Raw genomic sequence first — 20,194 nt, forward strand, 5'->3', positions numbered from 1 at the left:
TGATGCGCCTGATAAAATCACGTGTTTTGGGTCGCCGGCCGAGCCGCCGCGTTCCCGCCCCTCTTCCCCCAAGCCAGCAGACCATGTTCAGCTTCTTCAAACGATTGATCGGCTCGAAGGCCGACGGCGCGCCGACCGACGACCAGGACGCGCCGACGGACCGGCAGGACGACGCCGAGGCCCCCGCGGCCGAGGCGCCCCGGCCCGTCGAGCGGGTCGCCGCGCCCACCCCGGCGCCGGCGGTTCCGGTCGAGCCGGCCGCGCCCGCGCAAGTCGCCCCTGCTCTCCCCGCCGCCGCGCACGAAGACGAAGCGCAGGCCGTCACGGCCGTCGAGATCGTGCCGCCGCCCGCGCCGGAGCCGGCCGCCAAGAAATCCTGGATCGCGCGCCTGCGCTCGGGCCTGTCGAAGACCAGTTCCAGCCTGACCAGCGTCTTCGTCAGCACCAGGATCGACGAGGATCTCTACGAGGAGCTCGAGACCGCGCTGCTGATGTCCGACGCCGGCGTCGACGCCACCGAGTACCTGCTCGGCGCGCTGCGCGAGAAGGTCAAGGCCGAGCGGCTGACCGATCCGCAGCAGGTCAAGGCGGCCCTGCGCGGCCTGCTGATCGCGCTGCTCGCGCCGCTCGAGAAGTCGCTGATGCTGGGCCGCGCGCAGCCGCTGGTGATGATGATCGCGGGCGTCAACGGCGCCGGCAAGACCACCAGCATCGGCAAGCTGGCCAAGCACCTGCAGAGCTTCGACCAGTCGGTGCTGCTGGCCGCCGGCGACACCTTCCGCGCCGCCGCGCGCGAGCAGCTCGCGATCTGGGGCGAGCGCAACAACGTGACGGTGGTGCAGCAGGAAAGCGGCGATCCGGCCGCGGTGATCTTCGACGCGGTGGGCGCCGCGCGCGCGCGCAAGATCAACGTGGTGATGGCCGATACGGCGGGCCGCCTGCCCACCCAGCTGCACCTGATGGAGGAGCTGCGCAAGGTCAAGCGCGTGATCGGCAAGGCACAGGCCGACGCGCCGCACGAGGTGCTGCTGGTGATCGACGCCAACACCGGCCAGAACGCGCTCGCCCAGGTGAAGGCCTTCGACGACGCGCTGGGCCTCACCGGCCTGATCGTCACTAAGCTCGACGGCACCGCGAAGGGCGGCATCCTCGCCGCGATCGCGCGGCAGCGGCCGGTGCCGGTCTACTTCATCGGCGTCGGCGAGAAGGTGGAGGACCTGCAGCCCTTCAATGCCGAGGAGTTCACCGACGCGCTGCTGGGCTGAGCCCGGCCTCGCCAGGAAACAGGAAAGGACGCCTCGGCGTCCTTTTTCCTTTTCGTCGCCACCCTCGCTTCGTTATTCCGCATCCGGCTGCGCCTCGGGCGCCGCCGCGCGAAATGCATCGATCGTCATCGCATGCGCGTGGATGCGCGCCAGCGTCGGATAGGGCGCCAGGTCGAGCTCGAAACGCTGCGCGTTGTAGATCTGCGGGATCAGGCACAGGTCGGCCTGCGTGGGCGTATCGCCGTAACAGAGCTTGCCGGTGCGTGGATCCGCGGCGAGCTTCGCTTCCAGCGTCGCGAAACCCTGCTCGATCCAGTGCCGGTACCAGGCGTTCTTGGGCTCCTCGGCCACGCCGAGCGTGCGCTTCAGGTAGCGCAGCACGCGCAGGTTGTCGAGCGGATGGATCTCGCAGGCGATCTGCAGCGCGATCGCCCGCACATGCGCGCGATCGGCCGGCGAACGCGGCAGCAGCGGCGGCTCGGGCACGGTCTCGTCGAGATACTCGAGGATCGCCAGCGACTGCTGCAAGGTGACCGCGCCATCGACGAGGGTCGGCACCAGCGCGTCGGGATTCAGCGCGCGGTAGTCCTCGCGCAACTGCTCGCCGCCGCCGCGCAGCATGTGCACGGCCTGGTAGTCGAAGGGCAGCCCCTTCAGGTGCAGCGCGATGCGCACGCGAAACGAGGCGGAGCTGCGGAAATAGCCGTAGAGCTTCATCGGTTGCGGTCCCTCATGGAATCGACGCGGGAATGGATGCGTCATTGTGCCGGTTTCCGTCGCCGCGCCGAGGCCTGAAGCGCGCCTTCGACCATGGCGCAGCCGGCCCGCGTGCTTGCCAGAATCCGGCAAATGCGGTACTCAGTGGGCTTCCCGCAGATCCGGGCAACGGCGCGTCAAGGCGAGGCCCGAGCCCCAAGCCCTCACGCCTCGATGACCGACGTCCGCCCCCAATCCGCCCCGCTCGAACCGTTTGCCTGCGCCCGCTTCATCAAGGAGATCGGCCGCGGCCCGCATGGCGCCCGCGCGCTGTCGCCCGAGGATACCTTCGCGCTCTACCAGGCCATGCTCGACGGCCGAGTCTCGGACGTCGAGCTGGGCGCGGTGCTGATCGCCTACCGGCTCAAGGGCGAGACGGCCGAGGAGCTGGCCGCCATGCTGGCGGCGGCACAAGCCTCGTTCGCGCCGCTCGCGGGCGAGCGCGGCGCCTATCGGCCGGTATCGATCCCGAGCTACAACGGCGCGCGCAAGCAGCCCAACCTGGTGCCGCTGCTGGCCCTGCTGCTGGCTCGCGAGGGCGTGCCGGTGCTGGTGCATGGCGTCAGCGTCGATCCGGGTCGCGTGACCAGCGCCGAGATCTTCGCCGAACTGGCGATGCCGGCTGCGGCCTCGCATGCCGATGCCGAGCGCGACCTGGCCGCGCGCCGGGTCGCCTTCATGCCGCTCGAGGCGCTGGCGCCGAAGCTCGCGCGGCTGCTCGCGCTGCGCCGCGTGCTCGGCGTGCGCAACTCCACGCATACGCTGGTCAAGCTGCTGCAGCCGTTCGCGCCGCTCGGGCTGCGGCTCGTCAACTACACGCATCCGCCCTACCGCGACAGCCTCGCGCAACTGTTCCGCGAACATCCCGAGGCGGCCGCGGGCGGCGCGCTGCTCGCGCGCGGCACCGAGGGCGAAGCCGTGGCCGACACGCGCCGGCAGGTGCAGGTCGACTGGCTGCACGACGGGCTCTGCGAGACGCTGGTCGCGCCGGAGCGCTCCTCGCCCGACGCGCCGCCGGTGGAGCTGCCCGAGTCGAAGGACGCGGCCACCACGGCCGCCTGGACGCGCGCGGCGCTGGCCGGCGAGGTGGCCGTGCCCGAGGCGCTGGCGCGGCAGGTCGAGACGATCCTGCGCGTGGCACGCATCGAGGGCTGAGCCGGGCTGCCATCGAAACTCGGGCGCCGGCAGCCGGTGCCTCCCCAGGCATCGCCTGCCGGACCACCTATTCGGGTCTCGATCGCATCGTCCTAACTCCTCGCGTCCGATCCGCGGCAAGACCTGTCCGAATCGCGACAGGCTGCCGCCACTCGACCGATTGACAACGCGAAACGACATCGCATAAAGTTGTCGCCATGCGTTCCTTTCCGAACCCCCTCCGAATTACCTCCGGCCGCCTAGCGCGGTCGCTATCGCTACGACTAGCGTAAAGCTGTCGTCGCGCCGTGCACCCCGCACGGTCCCCCCTGAGCAGTTCTCGCAGTTCCTTCTCGTCGTTTTTTAAAACCCGTAGTCGTCAGCCGTCGTCCGTCCATCCGTCGGGCGACCGCGAAGATCCGCCGCATCGTCACGCGAACTCGCGCGGCCGTGCGCAGGCAGCGCCACCTGATCCGTTGCCGCCCGTCTTCGCTCGCGACTGAATCGCCTCGAGGCCAAGATGAAGCGCAACCCCGCCGACAAGTACCGCCCCTTCGAACCCGTCCGACTCACCGGCCGCAAGTGGCCGACCCGCAGCATCGAGCAGGCGCCGATCTGGATGAGCACCGATCTGCGCGACGGCAACCAGTCCTTGATCGAGCCGATGAGCATCGAGCAGAAGCTCGAGTTCTTCGAGATGCTGGTCGCGATCGGTTTCAAGGAAATCGAAGTCGGTTTTCCCTCGGCCTCGCAGACCGACTTCGACTTCGTGCGCAAGCTGATCGACGAGAAGCGGATTCCCGACGACGTGACCATCGAGGTGCTGGTGCAGTCGCGCGAGGACTTGATCGCCCGCACTTTCGAAGCGCTCGACGGCGCCTCGCGCGCGATCGTCCATCTCTACAACGCGATCAGCCCGTCGTTCCGCAAGATCGTGTTCGGGCTCTCGAAGGAGCAGGTCAAGGCGCTCGCGGTGGATGGCACGCGCATGATCAAGGAGCAGGCGCAGGCGCGCCCCGGCACGCACTGGACCTACCAGTACTCGCCCGAGACCTTCAGCATGACCGAGCTGGCCTTCGCCCGCGAGGTGTGCGACGCGGTCGCCCAGACCTGGCGCCCGACCCGCGATCACAAGATGATCGTGAACCTGCCGGCCACCGTCGAGGCCGCCACGCCGAACGTGTTCGCCGACCAGATCGAATGGATGGACCGCAACCTCGGCTACCGCGACAGCATCGTCCTGTCGGTGCATCCGCACAACGACCGCGGCACCGCCGTGGCCGCCGCCGAGCTCGCCCTGCTGGCCGGCGCCGATCGCATCGAAGGCTGCCTGTTCGGCAACGGCGAGCGCACCGGCAACGTCGATCTCGTCACGCTCGCGCTCAACCTCTACACGCAGGGCATCGACCCGGGCCTCGACTTCTCCGACATCGACGCGGTGCGCCGCGTGGTCGAGCGCTGCAACCAGTTGCCGGTGCACCCTCGCCACCCCTATGCGGGCGATCTCGTGTTCACGGCCTTCTCGGGCTCGCACCAGGATGCGATCCGCAAGGGTCTCGCCCAGCAGCGTCCCGACGCGATCTGGGAAGTGCCCTACCTGCCGATCGACCCGGCCGATCTCGGCCGCAGCTACGACGCCGTGATCCGCGTCAACAGCCAGTCGGGCAAGGGCGGGGCGACCTATCTGCTCGAGCGCGGCATGGGCTTCACGCCGCCGCGCCGCGTGCAGATCGAGTTCAGCCACGCGGTGCAGACGGTGGCCGATCGCTCGGGCGAGGAAGTGACGGGCGACGCGATCTGCTCGCTGTTCCGTCGCGAGTATTTCGAGACCACCGGGCCTGCCGCGCGCCACGGCGGCACCATGAGCTGGCAGCGCCACGAGATTGCCGCGGGTGCCGCGATTCCCGGCGACGCCGGCGAGGAAGCGGTGGTCGCGCATGCCGCCGCGGCATTCGCGAACGCGGCAGGCACCACGATCGAGATCGTCTCGGTCGAGTCGGCGCGCACCGTCGACGGCCGCGTGGCCGTATTCGTCGGCGCCAGGATGGGCGACGCGCCGATGCGTTACGGCGTCGGCGCGCACGAGGAAGCCGTGGTGGCCGCCATCGATGCGCTCGCCAGCTCGATCAACCGCTCGGACTGGCATTGCTCGGATCGCCGCGCGGCGGCCTGAATCCGATCAAGCCTCATCGACCATGGCCCGGCCGGCCCCGACAACCCGGCCGGCACGCCTTGCGCGACCGGCGCGACGTCGAGCGATCCTCGGCGCCGCGCAATGAAAAAGCGGCCCAGCAGGCCGCTTCGAATGCCGATGAATGCCAACCGCATTCACCAGCGTCCCGCCACAGCGGGGCTTCAGGCTTCGGTCGCGCAGCGCGTGGCATGCCAGGCCAGCAAGCGCCACTGCCCGCTTTCCTGGGCCTGTAGCGCGGTATAGGCGATCGGGAAGACGATGCCGCCGTTGTTCGCCTCGAGCTCGACGATCACGCGACCGGTGACGACAAACGCCTCGCCGCCGACCGGCATCACGTCCTGCGACTGCACTTCGATCTGACGATAACGGCGCCGGCCGGCGGTGATCGCGTCGATGAACTGCTGTTTCGACTCGCGCTTGCCATTGGTATGCACGTAGTAGACGTGTTCCGAGAGCAAGGCGTCGAGCGCCTCGCCATCGCCTTCGACCATCGCGCGGAACCGGTCGCGCTCCAGTGCACGGATCGCCTCGATCACTTTCGCCATCATCGCCGCACTCCCAGACTCCGCGCGCCGGGCGCGTGCCGTTCAGAAGTTGTATTGCACGTAGATTTGGCTGAAATTTATACCAGGATTCGGATCTTTGATACTGGCGTTCGACTCGTGCTGGAAGCGAAAGCCGGCCTGGTACTGCTGGTGGCCGCCGAACTGCGCGCCAACGCCGACCATGTCGGCGAACTGGAACGCCGTCGACATCGTGTAGTTGGTCGCGATGGTCGGGTGGGTCAGCAGGCGCAGGCCCACGCCGGCCTCGAAGAACGGCCGGATCGCGCCGCTGCGCTTGATGAAGCGGAACACCGGCGTGACCCCGAATTCGCCGATGTTCGCATTGACGGCGTGATCGCCGCCGTAATGCCAGTAGGAGGCGTGACCTTCCATCACGAAGGTGAAATGCCAGTCGCCCATCTGCCACCAGGACCAGCCCGGGTCCCAGACCACGCCGAGATCGGCCTTTTTCATGTCGTGGTCGGCGATGCCGCCCGCGAGCTGTACCCCCCAGCGGTCGGCGAACGCGGCGTTCGAGCCGCCCGCCAGGGTGGCGGCCAGCACCGCGCCGGCCAGCCACCGTCCCGCCCTGAGACTTTTCTTGTTCTGCATCCTTCACTCCAGATTCCGGGGTTGAATGGAGCGCCGGCGCGGGTCTCGCGTCCGGCTCAAATCGAACAGCATCTTATGGTAAAGGACATTTCTGATCGGCATCGTCTCGCGAAATGGTTTGCTTCGCAATCGACAAGAATCGAAATCCTGTGCCGGAAAGTGATTGAAAAAACGTCAATTTGAATCGATCACGATCCGCTGCACCTAGGTAGAAACGAGTAGTATCTATCGACATGAGAACTTCGATAGAGCTGCGGGAACTCGAATGGCCCTGCCCCCTCTAAGTCTTTAGCACTCACTTGGCGAGAGTGCTAAGATAGCTCGTGGAATCGCCTTGTAACGGGGCTTGTCCCTGATTCCAAAGGAGTTTACGTAAGTGAGCAACGCTCTGACCCTTCCGAATACGCTTGGCCCGGTGCCTGCGAAGGCCTCGTCGGCAGGCTCGCTGGCGCTCGCGTCCCAATCGATGCTGCCCGGCCAGCTGGGCAATATCGACGCCTATATCCAGTCGGTGAACCGGATCCCGATGCTGACGCTCGAGGAAGAGCGCCAGTACGCGACCGAATTCCGCGACCAGAACAATCTCGAATCGGCCCGCCGGCTGGTGCTGTCGCACCTTCGCCTGGTGGTGTCGATCGCGCGCAACTACCTCGGCTACGGGCTGCCGCACGGCGACCTGATCCAGGAAGGCAATATCGGCCTGATGAAGGCCGTCAAGCGCTTCGATCCGAACCAGAACGTGCGCCTGGTCTCGTATGCGATCCACTGGATCAAGGCCGAGATCCACGAATACATCCTGCGCAACTGGCGCATGGTGAAGGTCGCGACCACCAAGGCGCAGCGCAAGCTGTTCTTCAACCTGCGCAGCCACAAGAAAGGCATGCAGGCGATGACGCCGGAGGAAATCGACGGCCTCGCCCAGGAGCTGAACGTCAAGCGCGAGGATGTCGCCGAGATGGAAACGCGTCTGTCGGGCGGCGATATCGCGCTCGAGGGGCAGGTCGACGACGGCGAGGAATCCTTCGCGCCGATCGCCTACCTGGCCGACTCGCACAACGAGCCGACCGCCGTGATCGCCTCGCGCCAGCGCGACCGTCTGCAGACGGACGGCATCTCGGAAGCGCTGGAGTCGCTCGACGCGCGCAGCCGCCGCATCATCGAGGCGCGCTGGCTCAATGTCGAGGACGATGGCTCGGGCGGCTCGACGCTGCACGACCTGGCCGCCGAATTCGGCGTGTCGGCCGAGCGGATCCGCCAGATCGAGGCCAGCGCGATGAAGAAGATGCGCGCCGCGCTCGCCGCCTACGCATGACGCGAGCGGCCGGCTGATCGCCGGCCCGCCACGCAGTTCCCCAAGGCCCGCTGTCTCACGACAGCGGGCCTTTTCCTTTTGCGCCGCGTTTTCGATCAGCAATCCTGATCGCCTCGGCGCGGAATGCCATCTACCTGACAAGGGCCGGATTTCGACCTATAAATTGGGATATTCGGCAATCGACCCTACTGTTTCTCAAAGCCGGACACGATTCGATCAAGACTTGCGACACATCAAATGCGGCAGGCCATTTCGCGACCGTCCGCCGCAGATGAATTCGCAAATATCGCACCGCACAATTTTAGAATTTTGGTGTTCTCCCCACGGCGCCGGCCAGCGCCACGATCGTCTCAAAACCAACGACCTCAGGGCGCCGTCCACCAGATCATGCCGCTGATCCTCACCCGCAAATCCGCCTCGCAGGATGCCCGGTCCACGCTGCGCACACGCGTCATCGCCTGGGCCCGGGGGCCCACCCTGGTGCGCGACCTGTCGGTCGTGCTGGCCCTCAAGCTGGTGCTGCTGATGGCGCTCAAGTACGCGTTCTTCAATCACCCGCAGGCCGAGCACATGCAGTTGCCGCCCGCCGTCGTCGCCGCCCGCCTGCTCGGGCCGACGGCCCCCGATTCCTCCAAGGGAGCCCACCATGATCAGTAGCGAAGTCGTCGACCTGTCGCGTCTGCAGTTCGGCATCACCGCGCTCTACCACTTCCTGTTCGTCCCGCTCACGCTCGGCCTGTCCTGGCTGCTCGTGATCATGGAAACCGTCTACGTGATGACGGGCAAGCAGGTCTACAAGGACATGACCCAGTTCTGGGGCAAGCTGTTCGGCATCAACTTCGCGATGGGCGTGACCACCGGCATCACGCTCGAATTCCAGTTCGGCACCAACTGGTCCTACTACTCGCACTACGTCGGCGACATCTTCGGCGTGCCGCTCGCGGTGGAAGGGCTGATGGCCTTCTTCCTCGAATCGACCTTCGTCGGCCTGTTCTTCTTCGGCTGGAACAAGCTCTCGCGCGTCAAGCACCTGATCGTCACCTTCCTGGTGGCGCTCGGCTCGAATCTCTCGGCGCTCTGGATCCTGGTGGCCAACGGCTGGATGAACAACCCGGTGGGCGCCGAGTTCAACTACCAGACCATGCGCATGGAACTGTCGAGCCTGTTCGACGTGCTGTTCAACCCGGTCGCGCAGGTCAAGTTCGTGCATACCGTGTCGGCCGGCTACGTGACGGCCTCGATGTTCGTGCTGGGCATCTCCTCCTGGTACCTGCTGCGCCGCCGCGACACCGCCTTCGCGCTGCGCTCGTTCGCGGTGGCGGCCGGCTTCGGCCTGGCCTCGACGCTGTGCGTGATCGTGCTCGGCGACGAATCGGGCTACACCACCGGCGAAGTGCAGCAGGTCAAGCTGGCCGCGATCGAATCGGAATGGGAAACCACGCCGGCGCCGGCCGCCTTCACGATCTTCGGGATCCCGAACCAGGCCGAGCAGCGCACCGACTACGCGATCCGCATTCCCTATGCGCTGGGCCTGATCGCCACCCGCTCGATCGACGAGCCGGTGGTCGGCCTCAACGAGCTGATCAAGCGCAGCGAGGACCACATCCGCAGCGGCATGATCGCCTACGCGGCACTCGAGAAGCTCAAGGCAGGCGATACCAGCGCGGCCACCCAGGCCAGCTTCGACGCGCACAAGACCTATCTCGGCTACGGGCTGATGCTCAAGCAGTTCACCGCGAACGTCACCGACGCCACGCCGCAGCAAATCGAGCAAGCCGCGAAGAAGACCATCCCGCCGGTGGCGCCGGTGTTCTTCTCGTTCCGCCTGATGGTGCTGCTCGGCTTCATGTTCCTCGCCACCTTCGTGCTCGCCTTCTGGTTCTGCGCGCGCCGCGAACTGCTGCTGCCCAAGCGCCGCTGGTTCCTGCGCTGGGCCGTATGGGCGATCCCGCTGCCGTGGCTGGCCGCCGAGTTCGGCTGGGTGGTGGCCGAGGTGGGCCGCCAGCCCTGGACCATCGCCGGCATCCTGCCTACCCACCTGTCGGCCTCCAGCCTCACGCCCACCGATCTCTACCTGAGCCTCGCCGGCTTCATCCTGTTCTACACGGCGCTGTTCGTGATCGAGATCACGCTGATGTTCAAGTACGCGCGCCTCGGCCCGTCCTCGCTGCATACCGGCCGCTACCACCACGAACAGCAGGCGGCCCCGGCGGCCTGATCGCGCCCGGCTCACCGAAACCGCACAAGGAATCGTCATGGACTACGCAACTCTGAAGGTGATCTGGTGGGTGCTGGTCGGCACGCTGCTGATCGGCTTCGCCCTCACCGACGGCTTCGACATGGGCGCCACCGCCCTGCTGCCCTTCCTCGGCAAGACCGACGACGAGCGCCGCATCATCGTCAACACGGTCGGCGCCACCTGGGAAGGCAACCAGGTCTGGCTGATCACGGCCGGCGGCGCGATGTTCGCGGCCTGGCCGCTGGTCTACGCCGCCTCGTTCTCGGGCTTCTACTTCGCGATGCTGCTGGTGCTGTTCGCGCTGTTCTTCCGGCCGGTCGGCTTCGACTACCGCAGCAAGCGCAGCGACCCGCGCTGGCGTGCCGGCTGGGACTGGGGGCTGTTCATCGGCGGCTTCGTGCCGGCCCTGGTGTTCGGCGTGGCCTTCGGCAACCTGCTGCAGGGCGTGCCCTTCGCCTTCGACAGCGACCTGCGCGTCACCTACACGGGCAGCTTCTGGGCGCTGCTGAACCCGTTCGCGCTGCTCTGCGGGCTGGTCTCGCTGAGCATGCTGGTCGCGCACGGCGCCGCCTTCATCCGCATGAAGACCGAAGGCGTGATCGCCCGCCGCGCGGCCCGCGCGCTGCGCGTCAGCGCGATCGTCGCGATCGTGCTGTTCGCGCTGGCCGGCGCCCTGATCTGCACCTCGATCGGCGGCTACCAGATCACCCAGGCCGCGCCGTTCGATACCGTCGCCAATCCGCTGCTCAAGCAGGTCGCGGCCGGCCACGCGCTGTGGCTGAGCAATTACCACCGCTACCCCTGGATGACGATCGCGCCGGCCATCGCCTTCGTCGGCGGCGTGCTGGCCGCGCTGCTGGCCTGCTCGCGCTTCGAGAAGAGCGCCTTCCTGTCCACCAGCCTGCTGATCATCGGCGTGATCCTGACGGCCGGGTTCTCGATGTTTCCCTTCATCATGCCGTCCTCGCTCGACCCGCGCAGCAGCCTGACGGTCTGGGATTCCACCTCCAGCCACATGACGCTCGAGGTGATGCTGGTGGCCGTGATCGTGTTCCTGCCGCTGATCCTGATCTACACCAGCTGGGTCTATCGGGTGCTGCGCGGCAAGATCACGCCGAAGGTGCTCGAGGACAACAGCCATTCGCTTTACTGACCCATGCGCCGGGCCCCGCTCGGCCCGGCTTGCAGCAACCGACCCGCTCTCTTCCGGAGATTGACTATGTGGTACTTCACCTGGATCCTCGGCATCGGCGTGGCGCTGTCCTTCGGCGTCATCAATGCGATGTGGCTCGAGTCGCAGGAAGCGCTCGACGCGCAGAAGCAGAAAGGCCAGCACTGAGCTTTCCGCTCCACGGCAGAAACGACAAAAGGCACCCGAGGGTGCCTTTTGTGCTTGATGCGCCGCTGGAAACCACTGGTCGGGCGGTACGCTGCCCGACCGGGTTTCCCTGGCCCGGATCAGGCCGGCTGGGCCGCCGCGCCGCCCGTGCCGGTCGACGGCAGACGCGTCGACAGTTGCTGCGCGTAACGCGATGCCGCCGAGCCGCAGACGATGTGGAAGGTGTCGGTCGAGACCCAGGCCACGTCAAGGCTCGCCAGGCGATCGCGATCGACGGCCGATGGATCGCGCACCACCACGCGCAGCCGCGTGGTCGCCACCGCGTCGAGCGACAGCACGTTGGTCGCGCCGCCGAACACGGCCAGCCAGCGCATCGGATCCGGATCGAGCGGGCCCGCCTCGCCAGCCGGCACCGCCGCCGCTGCCGCCGGCGCGCTGACCGCGCCCGCTGCCGCACCGCTGCCGATCGCCGAGCGGATCTCGTCGGCGATCAGGTCCGCTTCCGGCCCGATGATCACCTGCACGCTGCTGCCGCCGCGCTTGAGCACGCCGCGCGCGCCGATCGCCTTCAGGTTCGCTTCCGAAACCTTCTCGGGATCGACCACCGACAGACGCAGGCGCGTGGTGCAGGCATCGACCACCGACAGGTTGGCCGCGCCGCCGAGCGCCGCGATATAGCGGATCGCGCGCGGTGCCGCGTTGCCGGCAAGCGCCGCCGCGCCGGCCGGCGCCAGGCCGCCAGCCGCGCCGCTCGTCGCCGCATCCTCGGCCGTGGCCGGCTCGCGGCCCGGCGTGGCCATGTTGAACTTGCGGATGAAGAAGCGGAACAGGCCGTAGTAGGCAACCGCGTAGGCCAGGCCCAGCGGAATCGCGATCCAGCCCTTCGTCGACAGCCCGTAGTTCAGCACGTAGTCGATCGCGCCGGCCGAGAAGGTGAAGCCGAGCTTCACGCCGAGCAACTGGCAGATCGCCAGCGAGAGCCCCGTCAGCACCGCGTGGATCACGTAGAGCACCGGCGCGAGGAACATGAAGCTGAATTCGATCGGCTCGGTCACGCCCGTCAGGAACGAGGTCAGCGCCATCGAGAACAGCAGGCCGCCCACCACCGCGCGGCGCTCCTTCGGTGCCTCGTGGAACATCGCCAGGCACGCGGCCGGCAGGCCGAACATCATGATCGGGAAGAAGCCGGCCATGAAGCCGCCCGCGCTCGGGTCGCCCGCGAAGAAGCGGTGCAGGTCGCCCGTCACCGCCGCGCCGCCGCCCGGCGGCGTGAAGCTGCCGAACACGAACCAGGCCAGCGAGTTGATGATGTGGTGCAGGCCGGTGACCAGCAGCAGCCGGTTCAGGAAGCCATAGACGAAGGCCCCCACCGCGCCGGCCGTGGTCAGCCAGTGGCCGGCCGCGTCGATCACGTTCTGGATCGGCCCCCAGATATAGCCGAACACGATCCCCAATATCACGCACACCAGGCCTGTGACGATCGGCACGAAGCGCTTGCCGCCGAAGAAGGCCAGGTAGTCCGGCAGCTTGATGTCCTTGTAGCGGTTGTAGAGCATCCCCGCCACGATGCCGGCGATGATCCCGGACAACACGCCCATGTTCAGCTTCGGGTCGATGTCCTTCATGATCGCGGTTTCGATCAGGTAACCGATCGCGCCCGCGAGCGCCGCCACGCCGTTGTTGTCCCTGGCGAAGCCGACCGCCACGCCGATCGCGAACAGCAGCGGCAGGTTGTCGAACACCGCGCCGCCGGCGTCGGCGATCATCTTGATGTTGAGTACATCGGACTGCCCCAGGCGCAGCAGGATGCCGGCGACCGGCAACACCGCGATCGGCAGCATCAGCGCCCGGCCCAGGCTCTGTATTTTCAGAAACGGATTCCCGTCCATTCAGATCTCCAAATCGTCTCGTCTTTCGTTGTTGATGTGCATGTGCTGCGGGGGGAACTACGACGCGAATCCGGCTGCCGCCGTGCTCAATCCTGCGGCCAGATTTCGCGACTGGCCGCGCGAACCGCCTGGGCGGAATCGAGCGACAACAGATCCTGGGCGCGCTGGCGGCACAGCGCGTAATCGAGGCCGCGCACGCGCGCCTTGATGCCCGGCACCGAGACCGGGTCGACCGACAGCTCGGTGACGCCGAGCCCGACCAGCACCGGCACCGCCGCCGGATCGCCGCCCAGCGCGCCGCATACGCCGACCCACTTGCCGTGCTTCTCGGCGCCGCGCACGGTCGCATCGACCAGGCGCAGCACGGCCGGATGCAGGCCGTCGGCGAGCGCCGCCAGGTCGGCCTGGCAGCGGTCCATGGCGAGCGTGTACTGGGTCAGGTCGTTGGTGCCGATCGAGAGGAAGTCGGCATGCTGGGCGAGCTGGTCGGCCAGCAGCGCCGCCGACGGCACCTCGATCATCACGCCGACCTCGATCGGCTCGGTGCGGCCCAGCGCGCGAGCGAAACCGTCGATGCGCTCGCGGATGCGCACCAGCTCGCCGGCATCGGTCACCATCGGCAGCAGGATGCGCACCGCGCCGAACGGCTTGACCGCCAGCAGGCCCTGCAGCTGGTCGTCGAGCAGGTCCGGGCGCACCTGGGCCAGGCGGATCCCGCGCAGGCCCAGCGCCGGGTTCGGCTCGGGCGGCAGGCTCAGGTAGTCGACTTCCTTGTCCGCGCCCACGTCGAGCGTGCGGATGATCGCGGTGCGGCCCTGCAGCGCGTCGACGATCGATTGATAGCTGTCGCGATGCTCGTCGGTGGTCGGCGCGGCCTGGCGATGGATGAACATCAGCTCGGTGCGCAGCAGGCCGACCGCGTCGGCGCCGTTCTCCACGGCGGTCTTCGCGTCGTCGAGCGTGGCGATATTGGCGGCCACCTCGATATGGCGCGCGTCGGTGGTGCTGGCCGCCTCGCCCGACAGGCGACGATTGGCCTCGCGCACGCCGGCCAGGCGCTGGCGCTCCAGGCGCGCGCGCTCGACGTCGAGCGCGGTGGGCGCATGTTCGACCCGGCCGCCGGTCGCATCGACCACCACCTGGGTGCCGTCGGGGATCGCGAACAGCGCGTCGCCCACCGCCACCAGCGCCGGAATGCCGAGCTGGCGCGCGATGATCGAGGCATGCGAGGTCGCGCCGCCGCGTGCCATCACCAGCGCGGTGACGCGCTGGCGGTCCAGCGAGGAAAGGTCCGACGGCGTGAATTCCTCGGCCGCGAGCACGGCCTCGTCGGGCAGCTCGCGCACGGCGCCGGCGCTCAGGCCCAGCGCGCGCAGCACGCGCTTCTCGATGTCGCGCAGGTCCGAGGCGCGCTCGGCCAGCAGCGGATCGTCGAGCTTGCCGAGCACGGCGATCTGCGCGCGGATGGTTTCGCGCCAGGCGAAACCGGCGCTCTTGCCGAGGCTGATCAGGTCGCGCGCCGCGTCGATCAGCGCCGGGTCCTCCAGCAGCACGCGATGCACGGCGAAGATCCCGGCCTCGCCCACCGCGCCGCGCTGCGAGGCGCTGCGCACGGTGTGATCGAGTTCGGCATCGACCGCGCCGAGCGCCTGGTCGAGCAGGCGGCTCTCGGCCGCCGGCGTGCCGGTCGCCAGCTCGGGCGGGACGATCTCGGCCTGGTCCCAGCGCACCAGTTGGCCGACCGCGATGCCGGGCGCGGCGCACACGCCGGCCAGCGTATTCGGCGCGAGCGGCTGGCCCGGATTGCGCGGCGCACTCGCCGGCGCCGGGAAGGCCTGCCGCGTCGGGCGCTCTTCCACCTCGCCGTGCGCGGCGCGCAGCAGTTCCTCGGCGATCGCGTCGACTGCCTTGGCAGCCTGCGGGCCGACGCCCACCAGCTCGATCACGGCGCCTTCGCCCGCGCCCAGCGCGAGCAGGCCGACCACGCTCTCGATCGCGGCCTTGCGCTCGCCGAAATGGATATGCACCTTGGCGTCGAGCCCGCGCGCCGCTTCCCGGGCGCGCGCGGCCGGCCGCGCATGCAGCCCGCCCGCGTGGGCCAGCGTGATCTGGCGACGCGCTTCCATCGCGTCGGCCACGTCGCGCGCGGCGGCGGCCACTTCCGTGGAGGTCGCGCGCAGCGTCAGCAGCGGCGTCTGGCCGGCACGCACCACGCCGCGGCCGGCGCGCTCGACGATCTCGAAGGCTTCCGAATTCGCGATGGCGATCACCGAGACCAGGCTCGGCGCGGCTTGCGCGACCAGGTCCGGGTCGAATTCGACCAGCACGTCGCCGGGAGCCACCCGCGCGCCCGCATCGACCCTCGGCGTGAAGCCGCGGCCGCTCAACTCGACCGTGTCGATACCGATATGCAGCAGCACCTCGGCGCCCTCGGCGGTGGTGATGGTGACCGCGTGGCCGGTGCGCGCCAGGTGCGTGACGATGCCCTCGCAAGGCGCGACCAGACGGCCCTCGAGCGGATCGATACCGATCCCGTCGCCGAACATGCCGCCGGAGAACACCGGGTCCGGCACGTCGGCGAGCGGCACGACGGGCCCCGTCAGCGGCGCGAGCAGCACGAACTGGTCAGGGGATGGCTTCTTCAACTGGGACTCCTCGGCACGTCTCATCGTCAATCTCGCGGGATCAGTGAGTTTCGGTGACTTTGTTCAGGTGACGCGGCGCATCCGGATCGCGCCCTCGCGCCACCGCCAGGTGCGCTGCCATCACGTAGAAGGACAGGATCGCGGCGATCGGATCGAGCGCCGTGTGGGCCGCGCGTTCCAGCGGCAGGGTCGCCTCGGGCGTGCCTTCGGGCGCGGCCAGCAGCACCCGCGCACCGCGCGCGCGCATGTCGGCGGCGAGCTGCAGCAGGCCGGCCTGTTCGGGCCCGGGCGGCGCGAACACCAGCAGCGGGTAGTCGCGGTCGATCAGCTCCATCGGGCCGTGGCGCACCTCGGCACTCGAGAAGGCCTCGGCCTGGATGCCCGAGGTTTCCTTGAGCTTGAGCGCGGCTTCCTGGGCGATCGCCAGGCCCAGCCCGCGGCCGATCACGATCATGCGCTCGACCTCGCGCAGCTCGTCGATGGCGCGGGTCCAGTCGAGCGTGCCGGCCTTGGCGAGCGTTTCGGGCAGGGCGCGCAGGCCCGTCATCAGCGCCGCGTCGCGCTGCCAGAGCGCGACGATCTGCGCCGACAGCGACAGCATGGCGATATAGCTCTTGGTGGCAGCCACCGACAGCTCGGGGCCGGCGCTGATCGGCAGCGCGTGCTCGCAGGCGTCGCCCAGCGGCGAGGGCAGCACGTTGACGGCAGCCACCGTCAGCGCGCCGGCCTCGCGCAGCGCGGCCATGGTGTTGACCAGGTCGGGGCTCTTGCCCGACTGCGAGAAGGCGATCGCGAGCTGGTCGCGCACGCGCAGCGGCGCCTGCTGCAGGGTCGCGACCGACATCGGCAGCGAGGCCACCGGCACGCCGAGGCGGCTCATGGTGAGGCTGGCGAAATAGCTGGCCGCGTGGTCCGAGCTGCCGCGCGCGACCGTCAGCGCGACTTGCGGCGGGGTGGCCAGCAGGCGCTCGGCGAGCGCCTCGACACGCGACAGATCGGCCAGCTGGGCGGCCACTACCTGCGACGCCTGGCGCGCCTCTTCAAGCATATTCGACAATCGATTCTCCTTCGACATAGGTCGCGGTCAGGTTCAGGTCGCGGTCGAACACCGCGACGTCGGCCCAGGCGCCGCGCGCCAGGCGGCCGCGGTCCTCGATGCCGAGGTAGTCGGCCGCGTAGCGCGACATGCGGTTCGAGACGTCGGCGATCGGCAGGCCAATCGAGACCAGGTTGCGGAACGCCTGGTCCATGGTCAGGGTGCTGCCGGCCAGCGTGCCGTCGGCCAGGCGCACGCCGCCCAGGCACTTGGTGACGTGCTGGCTGCCGAGCCGGTATTCGCCGTCGGGCATGCCGGTGGCCGAGGTGCTGTCGGTCACCACGTACAGGCGCGGGATCGAGCGCAGCGCGGCGCGGATCGCGCCGGGATGCACGTGCAGCAGGTCGGGGATTATTTCCGCGTATTCGGCATGCGCGAGCGCCGCGCCGACCAGGCCCGGATTGCGGTGATGCAGCGGCGACATCGCGTTGAACAGGTGGGTGAAGCCGCAGGCGCCGTGCTTGAGCGCGGCCACGCCGTCCTCGTAGGTGGCCAGCGAATGGCCGAGCTGCACGCGCACGCCGCGCGCGGCCATCTCAGAGATGATCTCGATATGGCCTGCGATCTCGGGCGCCAGCGTGACCACCCGGATCGGCGCGATCGACAGGTAGCGCAGCACCTCGTCGAGCGCGGCGGAAACCGCCGCGTCGGGCTGCGCGCCGAGCTTGCCGGGATTGATGTAGGGACCTTCCAGGTGCACCCCGAGCACGCGGGCGCAGCCCGGCGTGCGATGGCGCGCGCGCTCGCCCAGTTGCGAGACCACGTTCATCAGCTCGTCGCGCGGCGCGGTCATGGTGGTCGCCAGCAGGCTGGTGGTGCCGTAGCGCGCGTGGGTCCGGCCGATCGTCTCGATCGCGTCGCCGCCCTCCATCACGTCGGCGCCGCCGCCGCCATGCACGTGCAGGTCGATGAAGCCCGGCACGATGTAGGGGTCGTCGTTGCGCGAGGGATCGACCGGCCGGCCGCTCAGCGACGTGATCCGGCCATTGCCGAATTCGATCGTGCCGTGGCGCCAGCCCTCGGGTGTCAGTAGATTTCCGGTCAGCATCGCGTTCACTTGACTCCGGTATTGCGGTTGCGAGAGGAAGCCGGCCGGCGGGCCCCGATGGACTTGGCATCGAGCCTCGATGCGGGCGGCTGATGGACGGGACAGCACGATCGGCGGCGGGTTCCCCGCCTGGCGCGTAGCGATGCGCGTGCCCGTCGTCCGGACGGGCGATGGCGGCCGACGGATCGTCCTGCCGCTGCCGTGTGCGTCGCGGACCGGTTCGCCGCGACGGGCCCACCCGTCCGAAGCGAGGTGATTATATAACCAAACTAATACCAGTCAATTTTGATGGACGAGCCGCCGAGTCATCTTGAAAAGCCGTGCCCGGCAAGCGTTTTAGCGCGAAATCGGCTTTGTTTATCAGGCTTTGGCGCCTCGGGATTTACCCGTAGGTCGAATACCAGTGGCTCGTGGGGGGCGATAAAGACGGCGGGTTCGGCAAGCGAACCATACCTGCATAGGACCAGTTCGGCGAACTGGTATCTATCGAAGAGGGAGGCAGGAGGGTTTATCTGACCGTCGAGGGCAGGCAGCCGAAACGCGCCTGGAAGCGCTCCGTGAAACGGGCGCGAGATCGGTAGCCGCAAGCCTCGGCGATATGCGCGATGCCCCAGGCCGTGGTCTGCACCAGCATCATCGCGTGGTGCATGCGCACCTCGATCAGCAGGTCCTCGAAGGCCGCCTGCTCGGCCGCCAGGCGCCGCCGCAAGGTGGCGGCGCTCATCGCCAGCGCCTTGCCGGCCGTCTGCGCGGTCCAGTGATGCGCCGGCGCCTCGGCGATCAGCGTGCGCAGGCGCGCGGCCGTGCTGCCGGCGTCGAGTCGGGCGAAGCGCTGGCCGCGTTCGGCGAGCGCCAGCAGCAGGTCCAGCAGGCGGAGGCGCAGGCGCTCGTCGCTGATCGCGGGAGCGGCGATGCTGTCGAGCACGTGGCGTAGCGTGGCGGCGAGATCCGTATCGAGCGGCACGCAGCGCCATGGCGCCTTCGGTGCCGGCGCGCGCGGACTCGGTGCGGCGCGCTCCAGATCGTCGAGCAAGGCGCCCGACAAGCCCAGGAAGACCGAGCGAAAACGCCGCTCGGCACCGCCCGGCGTCTTCAGCAGGTCGGCGCGACTGCCCGGGTCGACCAGCACCAGCGAATCCGGCGCATCGACCGAAAGCGGCGCGAGGCCGTCGTCGATGTCGAGCCGGCCCGCGGCGATCAGCAACAGGGTCGCGTCATGGAACACGAAGCGCGAGGTGGCCTGGGGCTGGCTCAGGCAGGGCTGGCCCAGCGCGCAGAGCGCGCGCCGGAACAGCGGCTCGCCCGAAGGCGAGCGCCAGGCGGCCGGGTCCGCCTCGACGGGACGGGCGGCGCCGTTTTCCCCGCCGCCGGCCGCGATACGCGCCGGCGGCGTCGCGGCCGAACCCGGATCCCGCGCATCCATCCTCAGCCGATCGTCACGGCGGGATTCAGGCTGTAGAGGCCCGTCAGGCTCGCCTGCCCGAGCACCGGCGCCTTGGCCAGCGCGGCGCGCACGTTCGCGCCCGTGAGCGGGCCGTCCACCTCGAGCCTGGGCGCGCCCAGCGCATACACGGTGAACACGTAGTGATGGACGATCTCGTCGTTCCACGGCGGGCAGGGGCCGTCGTAGCCGTAGTAGTCGCCCTTCATCTGCTCGTCGCCGGCGAACCAGCCGGTGTAGTCGTTGATGCCGTGGCGCAGGCCGGCCGGCGCCTGCGGGCCCGGCTTGCCGCGCGGCGTGACGCCGTCGGACTGCGCGCCGGCCGCGATCTCCGTGGTGCCGGCCGGGATGTCGAGCAGCAGCCAGTGGAAGAAATCGACACGCGGCAGCGAGGCCGGCACCACGCGCCCTTCCTGGTTCACGTCGTCGCCGCGGCTCGGCACGTCGGGATCGTGGCAGACCAGCACGAAGGATTGCGTACCCGCGGGCACGTCGCGCCAGGCGAGCTGCGGATTGCGGTTGGCCGACAACGCGACATGGCTGGCCGCATCGGGCACGGCGAAGGCGAATTCGCCGGGGATCGGCTGGCCGTCTTGGAAATTCTGGCTGCTGAGCTGCATGGAAGAGTCCGTCCAGGTGGGTGATCGGGGCAGCGGCGAAGCCGCATGCGGGAGCACGT

Annotated in this window: 17 protein-coding genes; 8 read left to right on the top strand and 9 right to left on the bottom strand. The window is 68.7% G+C overall.

The genetic code is table 11. The annotated features are described in order from the left end of the window. Positions 1-83: 83 nt before the first annotated feature. Positions 84-1,265: a signal recognition particle-docking protein FtsY gene (ftsY, locus tag F3J18_RS05600; RefSeq protein WP_166911847.1), complete on the top strand. Its 1,182-nt coding sequence runs from the start codon at positions 84-86 to the stop codon at positions 1,263-1,265. Between the two features lie 72 nt (positions 1,266-1,337). Here the strand turns inward: ftsY and maiA are convergent, their stop codons facing one another. Next, a complete protein-coding gene (gene maiA / locus F3J18_RS05605) occupies positions 1,338-1,982 on the bottom strand; it encodes a maleylacetoacetate isomerase (protein WP_166911849.1) in 645 nt (214 codons plus the stop codon). 213 nt (positions 1,983-2,195) lie between these two features. Here maiA and ybiB point away from each other — a divergent pair, with 213 nt between their 5' ends. Beyond that, the gene (gene ybiB, locus F3J18_RS05610) at positions 2,196-3,176 is read left to right on the top strand and encodes a DNA-binding protein YbiB (RefSeq protein WP_025097016.1); all 981 of its coding nucleotides are present in this window, start codon (positions 2,196-2,198) and stop codon (positions 3,174-3,176) included. Positions 3,177-3,675: 499 nt separating this feature from the next. Beyond that, positions 3,676-5,328 carry a 2-isopropylmalate synthase gene (gene leuA, locus F3J18_RS05615; RefSeq protein ID WP_166911851.1) on the top strand — a complete coding sequence of 551 codons (1,653 nt, stop codon included), beginning with the start codon at positions 3,676-3,678 and terminating at the stop codon, positions 5,326-5,328. A gap of 182 nt (positions 5,329-5,510) precedes the next feature. Here the strand turns inward: leuA and F3J18_RS05620 are convergent, their stop codons facing one another. Both F3J18_RS05620 and F3J18_RS05625 read right to left on the bottom strand, forming a co-directional pair. After that, positions 5,511-5,897 (bottom strand): nuclear transport factor 2 family protein, encoded by a 387-nt coding sequence (locus F3J18_RS05620; RefSeq protein WP_025097018.1) that lies wholly within the window; start codon positions 5,895-5,897, stop codon positions 5,511-5,513. A 39-nt stretch (positions 5,898-5,936) separates the two neighbouring features. After that, positions 5,937-6,506 carry an acyloxyacyl hydrolase gene (locus F3J18_RS05625; RefSeq protein WP_025097019.1) on the bottom strand — a complete coding sequence of 190 codons (570 nt, stop codon included), beginning with the start codon at positions 6,504-6,506 and terminating at the stop codon, positions 5,937-5,939. 376 nt (positions 6,507-6,882) lie between these two features. Here F3J18_RS05625 and rpoH point away from each other — a divergent pair, with 376 nt between their 5' ends. The 5 genes from rpoH to cydX all read left to right on the top strand — a co-directional run bounded on the left by rpoH (position 6,883) and on the right by cydX (position 11,396). After that, entirely contained in the window at positions 6,883-7,818 is a 936-nt protein-coding gene (gene rpoH, locus F3J18_RS05630) for an RNA polymerase sigma factor RpoH (protein WP_013699431.1), read from the top strand. A gap of 387 nt (positions 7,819-8,205) precedes the next feature. After that, the gene (cydP, locus tag F3J18_RS05635; protein WP_166911853.1) at positions 8,206-8,475 is read left to right on the top strand and encodes a cytochrome oxidase putative small subunit CydP; all 270 of its coding nucleotides are present in this window, start codon (positions 8,206-8,208) and stop codon (positions 8,473-8,475) included. Continuing rightward, on the top strand, positions 8,465-10,036 hold the full coding sequence (locus tag F3J18_RS05640; protein WP_036049121.1) for a cytochrome ubiquinol oxidase subunit I: 1,572 nt from the start codon (positions 8,465-8,467) through the stop codon (positions 10,034-10,036). The genes cydP and F3J18_RS05640 overlap by 11 nt, the downstream gene beginning before the upstream one ends. Before the next feature lie 37 nt (positions 10,037-10,073). Next, positions 10,074-11,210 carry a cytochrome d ubiquinol oxidase subunit II gene (gene cydB / locus F3J18_RS05645; RefSeq protein ID WP_025097022.1) on the top strand — a complete coding sequence of 379 codons (1,137 nt, stop codon included), beginning with the start codon at positions 10,074-10,076 and terminating at the stop codon, positions 11,208-11,210. Between the two features lie 66 nt (positions 11,211-11,276). Beyond that, positions 11,277-11,396, top strand: coding sequence for a cytochrome bd-I oxidase subunit CydX (cydX, locus tag F3J18_RS05650; protein WP_013699435.1), 120 nt, complete (start codon positions 11,277-11,279; stop codon positions 11,394-11,396). 119 nt (positions 11,397-11,515) lie between these two features. Here the strand turns inward: cydX and nagE are convergent, their stop codons facing one another. From nagE to F3J18_RS05680, 6 genes are all read right to left on the bottom strand, one after another. Beyond that, on the bottom strand, positions 11,516-13,285 hold the full coding sequence (nagE, locus tag F3J18_RS05655; protein WP_025097023.1) for an N-acetylglucosamine-specific PTS transporter subunit IIBC: 1,770 nt from the start codon (positions 13,283-13,285) through the stop codon (positions 11,516-11,518). Positions 13,286-13,371: 86 nt separating this feature from the next. Further along, on the bottom strand, positions 13,372-15,954 hold the full coding sequence (gene ptsP / locus F3J18_RS05660) for a phosphoenolpyruvate--protein phosphotransferase (protein ID WP_166911855.1): 2,583 nt from the start codon (positions 15,952-15,954) through the stop codon (positions 13,372-13,374). Positions 15,955-15,970: 16 nt separating this feature from the next. Next, positions 15,971-16,978 carry an SIS domain-containing protein gene (locus F3J18_RS05665; protein WP_036036238.1) on the bottom strand — a complete coding sequence of 336 codons (1,008 nt, stop codon included), beginning with the start codon at positions 16,976-16,978 and terminating at the stop codon, positions 15,971-15,973. Continuing rightward, positions 16,971-18,074 carry an N-acetylglucosamine-6-phosphate deacetylase gene (nagA, locus tag F3J18_RS05670; protein WP_013699439.1) on the bottom strand — a complete coding sequence of 368 codons (1,104 nt, stop codon included), beginning with the start codon at positions 18,072-18,074 and terminating at the stop codon, positions 16,971-16,973. Before nagA ends, F3J18_RS05665 begins: the two co-directional genes overlap by 8 nt. A 508-nt stretch (positions 18,075-18,582) precedes the next feature. Continuing rightward, complete coding sequence (locus F3J18_RS05675) at positions 18,583-19,497, bottom strand: helix-turn-helix transcriptional regulator (protein ID WP_205195311.1); 915 nt, start codon at positions 19,495-19,497, stop codon at positions 18,583-18,585. Between the two features lie 2 nt (positions 19,498-19,499). Continuing rightward, complete coding sequence (locus F3J18_RS05680) at positions 19,500-20,135, bottom strand: YbhB/YbcL family Raf kinase inhibitor-like protein (protein WP_046579742.1); 636 nt, start codon at positions 20,133-20,135, stop codon at positions 19,500-19,502. Positions 20,136-20,194: the final 59 nt, after the last annotated feature.

Origin of the sequence: Burkholderia sp. Ax-1720, from assembly GCF_011753035.1 — a bacterium.
Taxonomy (GTDB): Bacteria; Pseudomonadota; Gammaproteobacteria; order Burkholderiales; family Burkholderiaceae; genus Burkholderia; species Burkholderia gladioli.

Excerpts from the sequence above, each read along its gene's own strand:
- cydX (WP_013699435.1), top strand. The coding sequence starts at position 11,277 with ATGTGGTACTTCACCTGGATCCTCGGCATCGGCGTGGCGCTGTCCTTC.
- ptsP (WP_166911855.1), bottom strand. The coding sequence starts at position 15,954 with ATGAGACGTGCCGAGGAGTCCCAGTTGAAGAAGCCATCCCCTGACCAG.
- cydP (WP_166911853.1), top strand. The coding sequence starts at position 8,206 with ATGCCGCTGATCCTCACCCGCAAATCCGCCTCGCAGGATGCCCGGTCC.
- nagE (WP_025097023.1), bottom strand. The coding sequence starts at position 13,285 with ATGGACGGGAATCCGTTTCTGAAAATACAGAGCCTGGGCCGGGCGCTG.
- F3J18_RS05620 (WP_025097018.1), bottom strand. The coding sequence starts at position 5,897 with ATGATGGCGAAAGTGATCGAGGCGATCCGTGCACTGGAGCGCGACCGG.
- F3J18_RS05680 (WP_046579742.1), bottom strand. The coding sequence starts at position 20,135 with ATGCAGCTCAGCAGCCAGAATTTCCAAGACGGCCAGCCGATCCCCGGC.
- nagA (WP_013699439.1), bottom strand. The coding sequence starts at position 18,074 with ATGCTGACCGGAAATCTACTGACACCCGAGGGCTGGCGCCACGGCACG.
- leuA (WP_166911851.1), top strand. The coding sequence starts at position 3,676 with ATGAAGCGCAACCCCGCCGACAAGTACCGCCCCTTCGAACCCGTCCGA.
- F3J18_RS05625 (WP_025097019.1), bottom strand. The coding sequence starts at position 6,506 with ATGCAGAACAAGAAAAGTCTCAGGGCGGGACGGTGGCTGGCCGGCGCG.
- F3J18_RS05640 (WP_036049121.1), top strand. The coding sequence starts at position 8,465 with ATGATCAGTAGCGAAGTCGTCGACCTGTCGCGTCTGCAGTTCGGCATC.
- F3J18_RS05665 (WP_036036238.1), bottom strand. The coding sequence starts at position 16,978 with ATGCTTGAAGAGGCGCGCCAGGCGTCGCAGGTAGTGGCCGCCCAGCTG.
- ybiB (WP_025097016.1), top strand. The coding sequence starts at position 2,196 with ATGACCGACGTCCGCCCCCAATCCGCCCCGCTCGAACCGTTTGCCTGC.
- F3J18_RS05675 (WP_205195311.1), bottom strand. The coding sequence starts at position 19,497 with ATGGATGCGCGGGATCCGGGTTCGGCCGCGACGCCGCCGGCGCGTATC.
- ftsY (WP_166911847.1), top strand. The coding sequence starts at position 84 with ATGTTCAGCTTCTTCAAACGATTGATCGGCTCGAAGGCCGACGGCGCG.
- maiA (WP_166911849.1), bottom strand. The coding sequence starts at position 1,982 with ATGAAGCTCTACGGCTATTTCCGCAGCTCCGCCTCGTTTCGCGTGCGC.
- cydB (WP_025097022.1), top strand. The coding sequence starts at position 10,074 with ATGGACTACGCAACTCTGAAGGTGATCTGGTGGGTGCTGGTCGGCACG.